Source organism: Bacteroidales bacterium, from assembly GCA_018334875.1.
Classification (GTDB): Bacteria; Bacteroidota; Bacteroidia; order Bacteroidales; family UBA12077; genus JAGXLC01.
In genome coordinates this window covers 1-16,201 of sequence record JAGXLC010000077.1, presented here as the reverse complement: position 1 = coordinate 16,201, position 16,201 = coordinate 1, and the positions used below count along the sequence as shown (strand labels likewise).

Here is a 16,201-nt window from a genome sequence, read left to right as displayed (position 1 = left end):
ATCCCCCCAAAGTCAATGGCTGTAGGAATTAATGAATTTGTAGTTGTATCCTGAACACCCGTTTCCACAGTGCCGGAAGAAACCTCAAGGCCGGAGCTTTCATCATTTAAAGAAAAATTAAACCAATCCAGCCGGCCGGTGTAATATTCTTCTGCCTCATATACCATTTCTTCCGAATCTTTTGGGGCAGAACAGGAAAATTGGTACTCCAGACGGGAAGGTCTCCAGGCATTTTCACCGGGTTCGTCCGGCTGAAGGAAAAAACGCTCAACCCATTGAGTAAATTTCGAGCCCTGTGCATTGATGTCCGCCTCGTTTGAATGACCGGCACCTATATTCGTTCCATCTTTTATGGCTTTATAAATGGCGTAACCATCTATCTGCCTTCCTGAAGCAGCAGCGAATGCCTGCCAGGCCTCCGGGTGGGCCAAAATATAGGCATCATCTTTATTGTTCGGATCGGAAGGAGCTGATACAGCATAACCGTTGTCGATGAAGAATCCGGTTTGATCGCCAATCACTTGCTTCAGCATCTTAATCCAGTGTCTTCCCATCATCAGGCGAATATCCAGAGAGAAGGCTTTGTTTTCAAAATCAAAGGGAACAGGATATTGCTCTGCGGTTGCCTCCAGGGGAACCTCTTCATTAAAAGGCTTAGCCGGTTGCTCAGCGGCCTGGTATTTATTAAGCCGGGTAGTGGCAACATGAATCTTTGAGCCAACAGGAGAGCCTGCATCGTCTCCTTTAAATTCACCCATTTGCCATTGCTTGGTAAGCATCCATAATGGATCGCGAATTTCAGCCCTGAGTGCCCGGTTAAAGTCATCTGTCCTGGGACGTCCTTCCAACCTGTTCCATAACGTGATGGTATGAAGCGTCCGGTTATTCAGCACCGACCGGATGTTATCGATAATTACTTTATTACTCATTTTCTATGGTTTGAATATTCGTCAACGGTTGATTATTAAAAGCATAATTTAACATGATGCTTACAGGGTATTTGGTTACTGTAGATATGGTGGCCGGGATAAGGTTTGCATACCCGGTTTTGTCTATTTGCTCAGGTTCAACGGCTCTAAGTTTGGCTTCCTGCAAAGTCTCGTGCAGGATATCGATTAGATCCTGCCATCTCCAACCTCCCCTGTCCAGTTGCGGTGACATAGCAAGCAACATCGTCTGGGGCGGTTCTGAATCGGGCCTGTCGTAATGGAAAGCAACACCCGTGGTTTCTTCTTTGGTAGGTACTACTTCAGTCCATTCGTCAATTAATAAGCCACACTGGTATTTTGAAGGATCAAAAGACTCATGATAATAAGCTGTATACAGCAAATGGTCATTTTCCTGGAATACAGTGTTCAGTTCGTCGTTCTTATCCGGGTCATCATGTCCGAATTCCATGGCAAACCAGCAATAGGGATCTTTGAGCGGAAATTGTACAGGAGTCAGCTCAATTGTCTGAGGCTTGAAGCTTTCGGCCATTAGAACAGACTGCTCCATATGTCCTGTCTTTTCCCGTACTCTTGCAACTCCGTAGAACCATTCGTCTACCGGCAGCGGATTTTCCTTTTTAGTGGTTTGGTAATCCAATAACTCATCTACTTTGCCCATTGCCTTTTGCCATTCAGCCATATGTACCTGCGGAATTTCAAATGAGGGGATCATTTTAAATTCCTCGGTCAGTAATTGTTTGGCGGCATCCTGCAAAAGCCGTATTTTTTTGGGCTGTTTGACCTCCGAATCATGTTGCACCAGCAAACTGTTAACAACACCCGTTCTTTTCTCTATATCGGTCTTAAGCTGCTTTGCTTTGGTAAGCAATGTACCGGCAAAATCCAGGCAAGCATTCTCTATATCCGCTATATCGGTTGGAACCAAATGAAAGGCTTCATAAGATAGCGGTGTACTCGCATCATCCAAAGCATCAGATATGCGCATGTGGTTATCATTCAGAAAATCCTCAAAATCTTGCTTTCGCTGATCAAAACTGGCTTTTTTAACATCAATCACATTGGTCTTGAATGCTTCAGGATCGGTGCCCGGTTCCAGGGTGGTTTGTGTGGATATAACCCGTTCAGCCCGAAGAAGCCGTTTAATTTTCTCCTCATCGGTAGCCAAAGTATCGTAATCCGACAACAATGTTGAAAACTCATCTTCCTTTTGTTCCCAGATGTCAATCAATTCATGAAATTTGCCGAACAGGCGTTTCAATTGTCTTTTCCGCCAGTCATAAGCAAATCCGATCCCTGTTTGGGGGATTCCCAAAAGAGCCAATGTCTGTAAAATTCCCACGAAAGTTTCCAGCCGGTCATCAATGTTGCTTATGATGGTAGCCTCATCATCTCCTCCCTCTCCCAGGGAGCTTTCCATATTGTTCACAAAAGAATCAAGGTTGCTTTTCGGCGTATTGAGATAATTCAACACCAAGTCAATTCTCTGCTTATCAAGGAATAAGCTTGAGTTCACAGAATCCTCTGCCTCATTGCTCTTAATAACATCACTGGGTTGTAAAGCACGTGAGCGAAGAAGTATCGCTTTTAAATGCTTCATTAACGAAGCCAGCTCAAATACGGAAACTTTATCTTCAGCAGATTTAAAGTAGGTTATCCGGATATCGGCATCCGGTCGCGGCGGTAAGGGACCACCGGAAGTTGGAAAACCGGTATTCAGTATATAATGTACAATCCTATCGTCCAGGCTGTCCATTGCCTGTTCATTCACATTGTTTATAAGAAAAAGCAGATCTATTGGCTGAAGCTGAAGATCCGCCATACTAACCGGATGCTCTCTTATTTCAGCATTGGACGGATGATGAAAGAAAGTCACATAACACATGATGTTTTGCAGTTCGGGCAAAATATCTTGCAGAAAGTGATTCAGTCCGGGCTCAGCCATGGCTCGTGGTGTAAATCCCGGCAATGTAGGATCTGCATTGGCCTCTATTTGTAAACCGAGCCGTTGTGTTATATTGACACCACTTCGGGGGGTTTGAATGACCTCGGGAATCTGGGGATAGTTACCTGTACTGAAAGTATCAAGAGTTCCGGCAGCCCTGTCGATATTTCCCTGTACCACCTGATGGATACTCTCGGCAAAAGCCAGATCAGCTACCGCATCATTGATATCTCTGATATTATTGATTGCTTCAACAATGATATTTTTTTCATTCGCTGTGACCGTACCCACATTCAGATCGTCAAAATAGAGGGGCTCGTCGTTGGGTCCCAGATTGTTCTCTGCAAATTTGATAAGATCAAGCCCATGTACCACATTTCTGGCTTCCAAAGCATCAATGCTAACATTCTCCTCATCTACGTATGTTGAATTCATCTGATTGCTCCCAAGGGGAAACTTACGCCGTATCTTGAATACCAAGTGGTCGACATTTGCATGTACGTTGTTATCATGTATCTCTCTCTCAAACTGGTAACCCAGAAGTGCCGCCAGGTTTTGTCCGTTCTGAATGCCTTCGATAATTTGCAGTGCTTTTCTCACTCTTTCCGAAGACAAATTGATGTTGAAAGCTTCTGCATTATCCTGCCCGGCCCTGGAGAGATATCCGTTGCGGAGAATGGCAGCAGTAACGGCATGGTTCAGAGAAGGTGCGTTGATGAATCCCAGGTTCTCAGAATCTCTATATACGGGACCATTTTCAGAGGAGCCGAATATCTCCTCCAGTTCCGGGTCCAGCTCGACCGGGGTTAATACTTTGTTTTCCGATTTCACATTTTCCAGCCATCCATAGGCACCAATATATAAACCTTTGTTTACATTTTCGGTGGTATATCTTGGCATATGGGTATAGTCATAATTCACCTCCGGTCTGTTTCTCAGGGCCTTTAACTGATAATTCAGAATACCGTTTTTCCATGCATCAAAACGATAGGATGCACAATCAATATGTTCGATCAACAGGCGTTCCAAACGGGCAGTAGGTGAATTGGCCAATAATTTCAAAGCATTGAGCTGATAAGACAAATACCTTGTTGCAAAATGGTTTTGCGCAACAGCCGTGGGGATATAATCAGCGACGATCATATCGGGTTGACCGGTTATGGCGGGTTGTTCTTCGTATAGTAAGTTATACCTGCTTTCACTTCTAAAGGGATAATCCAAAGGTTTGGCAGTTTTTAATCTATTTACATCCATTGGTGTGTCAGATGCAGGAGGACGAATGTGAATAAAATCCGGTTCTTTTCTGGCCATCTTTATCATATTGCCATTCCAGACTTCGTTGATGTGATAAAGTCTCACCCCGGCATCCCAATAACTTTGTTCAAGAGCATGCTTGAGCATAAGATAAAGGAGCGCATTGGGCCGGATACCGTCAATAAAACCCTCTTCTTTCCGCAGTTTGTCAAATGATTCCCCTGCAACCCGAATGAACCATTGAATATAGTTTTCAGGCCCGGACTCTTCCGTACCATTGCTATAGGTCCTGACCGGATTGGTTTCTGACAACGGGAGATCGTCAATTAAGGGGCCGGTAAGTTTTTCGGCATTCAGCACAAATAGTTTTTCAAATATTTCGGGTGATTCCTCCCCGGTATAACCCAGCTCACTCAGCAATAATTGACCACCAATGCTGTTGAACAGCGCTTTAAAAACCTCTTCCATAGTGACGGAGTCTCCACCGCTGCTTTTATACAGGTTGAATATATGACCCATGCTTTCACCCAACCGTTTGTGAAATTCAACCGATCCCCCGTGCAGCCCGAGGATGTCAAGGAGTAATTGGTGCGGATCCCCCTCTTTGCCAACAAAGGAAACCTGATCGACCATTTTCATCCAATCTTCCTGTATGAATTGAAATTTGGAGTACAATACCGGAAGAAATCTTCTAAATGTCCGGGGAACTTCATTTGCAATATCCTGAGGCGTAAAGAGCTGCTTTTCGTTTATCCAACTGATCTTTGAAAAAGCCGTGGTCAGGAGTATGCCGTAAGGTTGGTCATCTATCCGAACCGAAGGTATGGAACCTCTGCCTGTCACAAAGTGATTAAAATACCAGCGTATCTGTTCTATCTCCGTCTCGCTCAGAACCGGTTCCAGCATGGTTTCAAAAAAGTAGCCCCAGGTGGTTTGCCAGAGGGATACATTCATGGCCCTTGCTTCCCGCTGATCGTAACCATCTGTATTAATTGTATTATCAAATACTTCTTCCGATATTCCAAGCATCTCAGCAAACCATTGGCGGTCTGATTTGGCCCACCACTGGTTGGTCTCATTTTCCTGTTGCTCCGGTTCATTTTTAAATATCAAATCAAACGATTCATCGGCATCTTCACTTTCACTGTATCCTGAACCGGATTCGAGTGTATTGTTTGTAGGTGTGCCCACAGGTAAAAAGCCAAAACCGGAATTTCCGTAGTAATGGTGATATATTAGCTCTTCAAACTCCTCCTTTGCTTTCATCCGGTCTGAACTCATCTTTACGCCAAGAACAAACAATTTATCAAAGCCGTTCTTTGCCTGTTCCGGGGTTAGGTCCACTTTAAAAGCCATGCCTTTACTTACCGCATCCTCAAAATCAATCATCCACCGCATATCGGGGGTAACTTTTACATCTGTCCCCGGGATCTCTTCCAGGTCCTCCTCTTCTTTCACACCAGGATCCGGGCCTACAATCAACGGAAAAGGTATCGTTTCCCCAATCTCCTCAACTTCAAGATTATCATTTCTGTAAGCCAATAAATACAAACGTTCAGGCATGATTCGCACTTTAGGTGCCTGCGACCAGGTTTGTTGCTGGGATTCCGTTTCCGATTCGGATTTAAACTCAATAAATTTCACCTCAATATTTATGGTACTGTCTTCATCGGTCACGGGAGGCTTCTCATCTATGTTCTTGGGAGCAAAATGACCGGCAAGGTAAGTTGCCCGTTCTTCTCCCAAGGCCTCATCAAGTTCACTTTTGGCTTGATTGATCTGTTCAGGGTCACCCTGTGCCCGCCAAAAAGATTCCCAGTAACGGGCCAGAGGACTTTTCTCATCCTCTTTGATTTCTGATTTCCCGTTAATGACAAGAAATACAGCAGGAATAGAAAGATCCTCCCCGGAGTGAAGGATTTCTTCAAAATTCTCAGGTCTGTAGTTGTTGAAAATATATTGTGCTCTGCCGTGTCCATGGCCATCGACCAGTCGTTTCCAGGCAGCCCGCCGTAAATTTTCCCTGCCGGCAGCTATCCACCAATCCATCCAGAAAATCTGTGCATCACGAATTTCTGATTCAGATAGTGTTTCTTCAAATGTATCAATCGAGCAATCGTCCGGATAAACCCGAACCCATAGCTGATCCTTTTCCCGCCTGTATTCGTCCCGCACCTTCTTAAACCGGGTTTCAATGCGCAAAGGTACCAGAAGAACCGGATAAGACTCATCCAACCTTTGAAGGTATTGTTTGGGATCTGTAAAAGGTATAAAATTTTCCCACACTGACTGAAGTGAGTCATTGATGTTGGCCAGTTCATTTTCTTCAGATGAAATGAGGTTCTCTGTTTCCTCTTTTTGGGATAACAATGATCGCTGAAGCCTCAGATGTTCCTTATTATCGGGATTGAAATATCTGTTTAACTTTTCCTCCTGGGCGGATATTTTTCTCAGGCGTTCTTTAGCGAGGAAGATTTTTTTCTCACTGGATTCCTTTTGCTCCCTAAGGTTGTTCAGTTCCTGACTGTTCATTTCGTTATTTGACATTTTCTGAGTTTTTTAGGGTTTATGTTTTGGGGAGCATTTCTGCACCATGTACAGCCACCATCACCGGTGCCTGAAATAAAATGTAAGCCAATTCTGCTGAATTCATATTTTCATTCCAGGTAAATTGTTTATCTTCTTCACGTTGGGCAATTTTTTCATCATCGTCTGATTCCAATGCATTTTCACTTACATCAATGGTTTGTGTTTCAGCAGTAATTTGAAGAAACCTGGAATCGTTTGAGGTAGCATTCACCGGCGGAGTTACATTCCCCCAGGACATGTCGTTCCAAACTTCCAGCTCTCCCTCTTCAGTTGTTCCTATATCCAGACCAAACCGTGGCTCTCCGGGACGTTCCTTAATAACAAAAAACCATCCGGCCCTGTCCTCGAGGTTGGCCGGTTCTCCTTCCGTAAGGCCCTGTACTTCTTCTATATTCAGATCAAATCCAAAGAAATATATGTCCGGATCCACTTTTGCCTCATAAAGGGGAGTCTTAACCGTGTCTTTCGGAGGATTATCTGCACTATCCGGGGGAAGGGGAACCAGTTCCCGCTCTTGTTCTTTATCAGGCGTGGAATCCGAATCGCTTTTGGGTTTCCACTTTGCCCTGTGGGCATAAATTACGGCATTGGGATATTTTTTAAGCAGCTCTCCCCGGATAACAAGCACCACCTCTTGTTCATCTTCCCCGGGGGCTTCCCGGTTATCATGAGAACCCAACTCCGAAAACTTCGACCAATAATGAAGTCTGGGAATATCTTTTAGTTTTTCCTTAATCTTTTCTTTTAATTTTTTATCAATTATTTTTTGCTCTGCTTCTTCTCCAAGTTCTGTTTGAATCTCCTCCAGCATCTGGTTTATTTTTTCCTGATCAAATAAGTATTCACTAACATCCCAAAATTGCCTAAAGTAGCTCCCGCGTTGATCGGTAGGATATTCTCTCCATAACAATTCCCTTGCAAACTCATGGTTCAGGCCAACCATATATGCTTCAATAAATTTTTGGTTGGTTTCCAGAAGCGAGATAGAATTTTGATCGACATAGTTTATATTGGGCAAAAACAAATCGCTTGATATATCAATTAAAGGTTTATACATCGGGACATCGAACTCAGGATAAGCCATAGCCTCCTTAAATTCTTCCTTTCTGACCAATTCAGTATATATCCGTTCAGGGATGATCACTCTGTTTGTCAGTACAAAGTTTCGAATGGACTCATCCGGATTGATGGTCTGAAGTGTAGCACTTGCAATTTCAGAGAGATTGAGCTGAGGTTTTTCCGGTTCTATGGAGGCTTCAATATGATCCTGCACCAATTCAGCGGCATCTTTCTGTGCTGCTTTGAATCGGGTTGCCTCGGCGCTATCGGACGATCCCTTTGTAAATTCAATTTGCTCCCCGGGCTCAGTTAATCTGAAATCTGTAAATTTTGGGAATTGATCCACTGCTTCCGGTGATTGATTTTCTTCTTTCAGATTGTTGGCCTGCTCATTCTGTTTATCCCATTTAATCATTTTGGAAAAAAGATATATAAGCAGGATTGCCAGGAGCATTGCAATACCAGATATACTTCCGAGGCCCGGCGTTATTGAGCTTAAATCGGGAGTAACAAAAATGGCCAGCAAGGCAAGGATCAAGACCGCCAAACCCAAAAACAAATACTTCAACCACTTGATTTTATCCATCCACCGTAAAAGAAATTTGGGCACTTTTTGAGGCTTAGCCGAGTCCGCCACCTGATCAAGAGTAGGTAATTCCCTGGGAATCTTCTTTTCGGGTGCCGGTTTGACTTCGCCTGTATTGATCCTTCCAACCAATGTATGTTCGGAAATTTTTTGGGCGTCAAACGGTAAAGCCTTAACCAGGCGACCCCGTGGCATTGTGAACTTACGCATACCAGGAGAAAAAGCTACAGAAGGTACTTTACTGCTTTTGACCTGGTGGTGAACTGTTAATATTTCCTCATTGCCTTCAAGAGTGACTCCTTTTGACAGCACCCGGGTTTGTATCGGCTGAGTGAGCCACAGGAACGCTCCTTCGTTATTTTTGTGAATCCCCTTTAAATGTGCTTTATACCAGTAATTTGCCACCGATTGTGCAAACTGGGCCTGACGGATCCTTCTGTTGGCTTCCAGCACTTCTCCCACTTGTTCCCAGGCTCCCTCCATATACTTGTCCTGATTTTTCTGCACCACATTTGTTCCGAAGCCTGCGGGAACCCTGTATCGCGGATCAAGATTCAATTCATGGGTCCAGTTGCTGTTGGGAATGCCATCCCCCGACTCCAGCAAACGATTGGTCAAAGCATGCCAGCGGCCATAAAGAGGGGCAGTAATGAGTGGATCCGGTTCATCCTGTGCCGCAGAATCATTTTTAATCTTATCGGGCAAATCGGGATTTTGATGTGCATCACCGGGCGTACTTTTGGCGTAATCATCGGCAAGATTTATGAATGATGCCAGTTGTTTTTGAAATGTTCGCGGGTAAGGATCGGCCCATTGATCATATTTTTCAAACGCTTCTTTATCTTCAGGTTTCATTGACTGAACAGGTATCCTTAGTGCTCCTCCCAATCGCAAAATGCCACCCAGTTGGGGTACGGCAGACCCATCTTCCGGTTCATCGGTAATACCATCAATATTTGTACCGGGTTGGGTAACATCCATATCCCTGCGCCCTACCCTGTTGTCCACAGGTTTTGGTTCCAGCAATCTTACCAGGTATTCGAAATCACCAACAGTACCCGTCCTGAAATACCATTGGTAATATACCGGATAATAATTGGGTTCTGTTTTGTCTGCATAATCTTCCCAGGCAGAAAATGTAGCATGAAGGCCGGCGGTACCTGAAAAGATTCCTTCAACATCCAGTCCCAGCCCTGCAAGGCGTCCGCTTTCAAATGTAGGTATCAGGAATGCATAATAGGCAGTCTTCTCTTCAAGCCGCCTTGGACATAGAATGCGTGCGTAAGCCACATCAGGATCTTCACCGTGCACTTTTTCGTATTCCTGTTTGATCTTTTCATCCGGCTCTGATATTACCTTTTGAATCGTCTTTGTAGAATCATCCGGGTCCTCCAGGTCATCTTCAATTAAATCGCTATTGACATGGACATGAGCCCATGCCCAAAGCTGACCGGCAGGAGGAAAAATTTCAGAAGCATTCTTTTTTAATTCAATATATGAAAGGGGGCGGTCGGCGATATTTTTTCCATTGACAAACTCATCTTCTTTCAGAACAACCAGTGTCAGCCAGGGCCTTAACCTGTCCTTGCCATCCGGTTTGGCCGGGGTATATCGCCAGGGGAAATCTTCATCATAAAAATCAACCGATGCCAGATAATTGGGTTCGAAATTGGTGATCCAGTTTCTTGGTTCGGTTTTGATGATGGCTTTTGAGTCGATACCCACAATATCGCCGGGGCCATATAATCCGACGGTTTGCGATATTGGGGGATTGACAACCTGTCCATCTGCTTTAATGTTCAGTTCAACACTAATGGGCGCCCTTAGTTTCACGGATGAATCATGATCCGGGGATTGTATCTGGTTTGATACACCTAGCCGAAGCCAGGGCAGAAACGAATATGAAGACAATATCTTGCTCATGGTGTCATATTTACTTCGTTATTGGGAATTGTATGTAAACTATCGGCCATTGCCGGATTTTCAACAATTAAACCGTTCATATATTCCTCGGCACCGGCCAGGCTTTCAAAATTTACAGCCTCAACATCGTACGGTTTATTGTTTTTATTAAAAGCAACCGTATAGGCTCCGTCTCTTACCTTAATCTTATCATCGAAAGGCTGAAACTCCTTTTTAACCCGTTGCGAGAGGCTTGAGCGACGTGCAGCATTATTGGCAAAGAAATGTACAAAAAGTACGCCCAGCCAGTTGAAAAACCTTTCCCTAAAACGTTTGTATGCCGTATCAATGGTAATTAATTCATATCGTACATGCCGTACTGTTAATTTACCAAACCTGGTTTGATCGCCCGCTACTGAAAGTTCCAGGCCACCCACTTCCTTTTCATAAGCCGGGCTGCTGAGTTTTTTACTATCTTTCATTTCCTGGAACTGAGCCCTGGCGAAGGATTCCCGTATATCGCCAATCTTTTCCAGAGAGCCTGCTGCTTCAAAATCAAGCTTATTGGCGTCTTCGGGTTTCTGATTTCCCACTTGATCAAGGTGGATCCTCAATGGTACAGCCCGCTGGCTAACCCTCAAAGAACCTACCGGATGAAGGGCAAGGGTCTCTTCTGATTCCGGCAGATCACGCAAAGAAACCAGCAGATTGTTTGATTTGGGTGTAATCGCCTGCCAGTTCCGGACTTTGTTAAGTTCCTTTTCAAGAAGCGGAATGATCTCAATGGGAGGCAGTTCGGTATTCTTGCTTTCACCCCAGGTTTCGTCAAACCGGGCTTTAAAGCTAAAGAACAGTATCTTGATCTTCCCATAACCTTTGGCCCGCCATGGTGAAGTACCTTCAAGGGAAAGCTTGAGACTGATCGAAAAGAGTCCGGCACCGAATACTTTCAGGGATACTTTACCTGAGAGCTCAACAATAAAATAGAATGGATCAAACTGGAACAATGCATCGAAGGCAAGATGTCCTTCAATTTTAAACGCACTGAAGCCAAAATACAATTCCAGTTTTGTACCCAGTTGAACGGTATTGGTCGTCACTGCAAAATATCCCTGCACCCTGATTTTGCCCCAGGATTCGTTCAGAATGTTCAATGATACCCGTTTGGGAACGGGGAAGGGTAAAGGAGGAGGATTAAACCTGGGATGAAAACCTCCCACGCTGACAACAAAATTCGAATCTTCGCTCCAGGCTACCAAAACCCCCATTTCTCCTTCTATGGTAATAAAAAGCACACGGGAATCAAATATGGAAGCAAAGAAGAAAGCATTCTTTTTCTGAAAATCAATGGCACCTATAAAATTCACCTGCAATACCAGCAAGGCAGCTTCCTCGTCAGGCAGGATGCACTTAAGCACTCCCAGAATGGCTATTCTTTCAATTCCCCCGGAATCATCCACCCGGATCTCAATAACGATTCCCAGTGTTATGCTGATAAGCGTTGGTGTTCCCCAACCCAGCTTAGCCAGGGGGCCGATAAGGAATTTATCTTCCTCAACCGGGAAAAATATGCGTAAGTCACTAATTATTTTAGGAGCATTTTCGACGATATTGGAAGGGAACATGACGTTTGTAGCAGCGCCTGTCCGTACTCCCTCTGCCAATGGTTCCAGCTTCATGGTCCGGTTCAGGCCCAGCAAACCACCGGCACCCAGAAATACAAATCCGTAACCCAACTGGATGGTAAACTCGGCAGTAACAATAACAAGAAGTGAAAAGCCTTTTGATCCATCGGGCATTCTTGTAGTTATCAAACCGATTGCTTTCAGGGATAAAAAGTCGCTGAATGTAAGTTCCAGGACTCCTGCATATTCTTCCTTCTCAAAATCGAAATAAAGGTATCCCCCTCCTACCACAACTCCGGCATCAATTGCCAAACCTACACCATTTGGGGGCTTGAATTTCATGTCGAAATCAAACAAACCCAGATCGGAAGAATTATCCCCGGAAAATTTCAGGTTTGCCAACGTACCAATACGTTCTACCGATGCAGTAAGGGGACCTAAATTGCCGTTGAATCCTGATGATGCTTCTAAGGCTAAGGTCCCGTTTTCTTTAATAGACAAAGCAAGATAGATGGTACTTATTTCTATAAATGCAAGCTTTTTGTGAATGGGCAACGCTATCTCAATCCCCCCGCTTGCTTTAATTCGTAAGCCTTCATCGGCAATCCACTCAAATCCTACATCAAATTCCGCTTTTATATCACTGTCAGCAAGAAGGTTTCCTATAAAGCCATCGCTGTCCGAAGCACCAATGGTAAGGGTAACCTTTGACAATTCCGAGAAGATCATCGGTTGGGCGGAAGCCTTACCTTCAAGAGCATTCCAATTGGCTTGTATGCCTACACCAAAAATATGATCATTGACACTTAGGTTAATCAGTCCCCCGTTAATAATTTCAAATGGCCTTGCAAATTCATGCCTGTTGACAAACAACTTGAATAAGCCGCTCACTTCTCCTGCAGTAGGTTGAATACTCAGATCCATGGGGGGCGAAATTTTCATGGAAGCCCCTCCATTTACTGTAAGCGTGGTTGAAAAAGTTAAGCCTAGCGTTTTTGTTAAGGTTCTTCTGATCTCTTCGGTCTTTTCAAGGGTAACATCAAGATCGAGTTGTAAAGAAGTGGGTGAATCGGCAGACACACTTCTCAGCGACATGATCCCATACTTTAATACAGGATCACCATCGATTTCATCCAGGGAAAAGGATTCTTCTCTACCCATGAATTCAGTAAAAATCCGGAAAAAGGGTGTAGGGTCAAAATCATCTGTTCCCCATCCGATGATATCTTCAAAATGCCTGACCGGGTCTTTTATTAAGTCCTTGAAACGGTCAAACCGAAGTTCTTTCTTTACATATCCTTTGTCAAGTCCGTTGGCGTTTTCAGGAGGCGTATATCCCCAATCGATCAGTCCAAGTACTTTTAAAAGAAGCAATAGCTGGTTATTGACGTATTCGGCAGCAGTCAGTACAATGTAATCCACCAATATCTTTGTAAGATGAGATTTTAAGTTTTCTGCTGCATCCCGATCATCGGCATCAGGAATTGCAGAAGAGTTAATTGCATTGTCGAAAGCGGAAACGAGGGTAGCAATGGACTGAAAATATTCCCTGAGCGCATTTCCCCAAAGAATAAATTTGGTGGTAATTTCCATTGTGTTACCGGAAAGACCTGCAGTGGCAAGCTCATCTGAAGCGGTTTCTACAGCTTCTGCTGATTGACTGGTAACTTGCAGAGCTGTTTTTACTCCATCGTTATCCAGAACGGATAAAGGGAGATCCGTTCCCAAAAATTCCGTACTGAAGTCTTCGAATACCGAAGAACTGCTTCCGATTGCCCTGCCTAGCCATGAGGCGAATTTGATGATACTAGCTGGTTCTGCCATTATTTTAATGTATTAAGGTACTGCGTCATAAGCCGATTTAGCGTCTACTATGCCGGAGCCATATTCATTTTGATCAAGAGGCTGGTCTGTGGTGGCAACATTATTTTTTATCAGGTCAATCAGTTGACTGGTTGTCAAATCATTATTCTTCTCAAGCAACAATGCGGCAATACCCGCCACATGTGGAGAAGCCATACTTGTCCCGCTTTTCGCTGTGTATCCCGGAGGAGCGCTCTCCTGACAGCATGGGGATTTTCCGGGAGGAGCTGAAAAGTTACTCCTTGCAGCCATTATGGTATAACCTGGGGCAGCAATATCGGGCTTATCCTTATAAGGACCCAGGTTTGAATAATCCATCAGTGGACCTCTGGATGAAAATGAGACAATTTCCCCCTGGCTGTATGATGTTATGGAACTATCATCATTTAAAGCTGCCACTGTTAAAATATGACTTGCTCCTGAAGGAGCGCTAATAAGATGAATCTGATCAGCCCCCGTTTTTTTATCCAGAGCTGCCGGGGGATCTGCAGAAACAAATTTGATACCATACGGGCTTCCTTTATAAGCGCTGATATCGCACCATATGTGAATCTCTGTATCCGCGGGACCCGATAGCCTGACAATATAGTTACCGGTTTCAAAATATCCATTGTGTGGCGGAAGTTCAAGATGAATGTTGTGTCTGGTCACCTCCGTTGCCGGATCAGCATCAGTAGCCGGTCTCATGGCAGTTTCAGATTTGTGGGTAAAATTATATTCAAATTGGTTGCGGTTTCCTATAGCGCCTGCCTGTGGACCTCCACCCGATGAAAGGTCACTTTCAAAATCAGATCTTCCGGGCAGTTTTAATGCAACGGTCACAGAACCGGCAGCGCCGGGATCCCGGTACCACATGTCTATATCCAAATAAGATGTATTGTCCGAGATTTGTCCTCTGTCATAGCTGGTCCTTACCGTTCTATTGTCATACAATTCAAATGTAATGTCCATGGATCCTGAATCCGGAATGGTTGCAATGCCATATATCTCATCTCCTGCATCATTTCCTGCCGAAGTAACAAAGAGTCTTCTTTCGGAATTTCCGCCAAATGTACTTCTCAAAAATTCTTCCTGTTCGGTAAGTCCATCATGAGGCCCATGTGGATTACCTATACTGTAGTTAATCACCACAGGCTTATTACCCAAATCTCTTTCGGCCACTTCCAGAATGTAGGTAATGGCATCCCGAAATTGTTGATTGTACCCGATAGCTGTTCCTTCTGTTTCTCCCGGATCCGGAGGAGCCATAGGTCTTTGGAAAAGATCAAGAATTTTTACTACAACAATCTCAGCTTTGGGAGCTACTCCTATATATTTATAGGTAGATTCAGCTTCTGACGGCTTTGCTGCTCTTCCATCTCCTGCCGCAATTGAGGCCACATGGGTGCCATGACCCCCACAATCTTTATGCTTTATATTTGATGCAGCTTCATTTCCCCGGAGTACAGCGTTAATCTGATCATCGGTATATATTACCCCATATCTGTCGTTGCCGTCAAGATAAGTATCTTCCGGACTTTGGGAAGGATCATCCGGGGTTAAACCTTGATCCCATATTCTGGAAATACGGGTAGTTTTTGGGGAATCGGTGCTAAAAAATACAGGATGATTAAAGTCAATACCGGTATCAATAATTCCCAAAATAATCCCTTCACCGGTAGTTCCGGTAAATTGACCGTTCGAGGTGTCTACCTGCCAGATATTTCCCGAACCACTTGCTCTAACGTATTCCACACTGGTATCGAGTTGTAACTTTCCCTGCTCCCCGAATTTAATTGATTTGACATTGTCCAGTAAAGCAATTTCTTCCAGGTTTTTAAGATGTAATCTCCCCCAAACTTTATTTTCATTTATTTTTTTGGTGGTTACGAATCCTTTCTCTTCTATTTCTCCAAGGTTATCATAGAACTCAAGCATAACGGACAATCTGAAGGTATCTTCTATTGAAGGATGAATTCTTTCAACCTGATCTTTTCCCTTCTTTTTTATTTCAAGATAATTGACATAGATTATCTGTAATTCTGTGTCTAATTTATTCCAAAAGGTAGGCATCTCTCATGATTTATATAAATTTCTGATTTTTCCAAATGTATGGAATTATTTAACATAAGTCAAGGAAAAACAGAATTTTTTTTAAAAAATTATACTTATCTCAATACTAGTGGAGAAATCTAACGTGCTCCGGATAATCAAACATTATATGTTTACGGAATTTATGATCTTTTTATGGTTAATTTGTATATTGTCCATATTTTTTTTAATTTTAAAAATAAATATAAAGAAAAATAACATCCTCAAAAAACGGTATTCCGGGAAATAATAAAAGGTAAGATTCATTGAAGCTATTCATTAAAAATATGGTATCCAGGCGCTGCCAGATGGTGGTAAGAATTGAACTTGAAAAACTGGGACTGCATTATGCGGATGTGAA

Annotated in this window: 5 protein-coding genes; all 5 read right to left on the bottom strand. The window is 43.7% G+C overall.

Annotated features, from left to right (window positions below):
* The coding region (locus KGY70_08515) for a hypothetical protein (GenBank protein MBS3775216.1) at positions 1-929 on the bottom strand (929 nt) is incomplete at its 3' end.
* A complete protein-coding gene (locus tag KGY70_08510) occupies positions 922-6,693 on the bottom strand; it encodes a hypothetical protein (protein ID MBS3775215.1) in 5,772 nt (1,923 codons plus the stop codon). The genes KGY70_08515 and KGY70_08510, both read right to left, overlap by 8 nt.
* A gap of 19 nt (positions 6,694-6,712) precedes the next feature.
* On the bottom strand, positions 6,713-10,303 hold the full coding sequence (locus KGY70_08505; protein ID MBS3775214.1) for a hypothetical protein: 3,591 nt from the start codon (positions 10,301-10,303) through the stop codon (positions 6,713-6,715).
* Complete coding sequence (locus tag KGY70_08500; protein MBS3775213.1) at positions 10,300-13,731, bottom strand: hypothetical protein; 3,432 nt, start codon at positions 13,729-13,731, stop codon at positions 10,300-10,302. The genes KGY70_08505 and KGY70_08500 overlap by 4 nt, the downstream gene beginning before the upstream one ends.
* A 12-nt stretch (positions 13,732-13,743) precedes the next feature.
* Complete coding sequence (locus KGY70_08495; GenBank protein MBS3775212.1) at positions 13,744-15,822, bottom strand: S8 family serine peptidase; 2,079 nt, start codon at positions 15,820-15,822, stop codon at positions 13,744-13,746.
* Positions 15,823-16,201: the final 379 nt, after the last annotated feature.

Excerpts from the sequence above, each read along its gene's own strand:
- KGY70_08510 (MBS3775215.1), bottom strand. The coding sequence starts at position 6,693 with ATGTCAAATAACGAAATGAACAGTCAGGAACTGAACAACCTTAGGGAG.
- KGY70_08505 (MBS3775214.1), bottom strand. The coding sequence starts at position 10,303 with ATGAGCAAGATATTGTCTTCATATTCGTTTCTGCCCTGGCTTCGGCTA.
- KGY70_08500 (MBS3775213.1), bottom strand. The coding sequence starts at position 13,731 with ATGGCAGAACCAGCTAGTATCATCAAATTCGCCTCATGGCTAGGCAGG.
- KGY70_08495 (MBS3775212.1), bottom strand. The coding sequence starts at position 15,822 with ATGCCTACCTTTTGGAATAAATTAGACACAGAATTACAGATAATCTAT.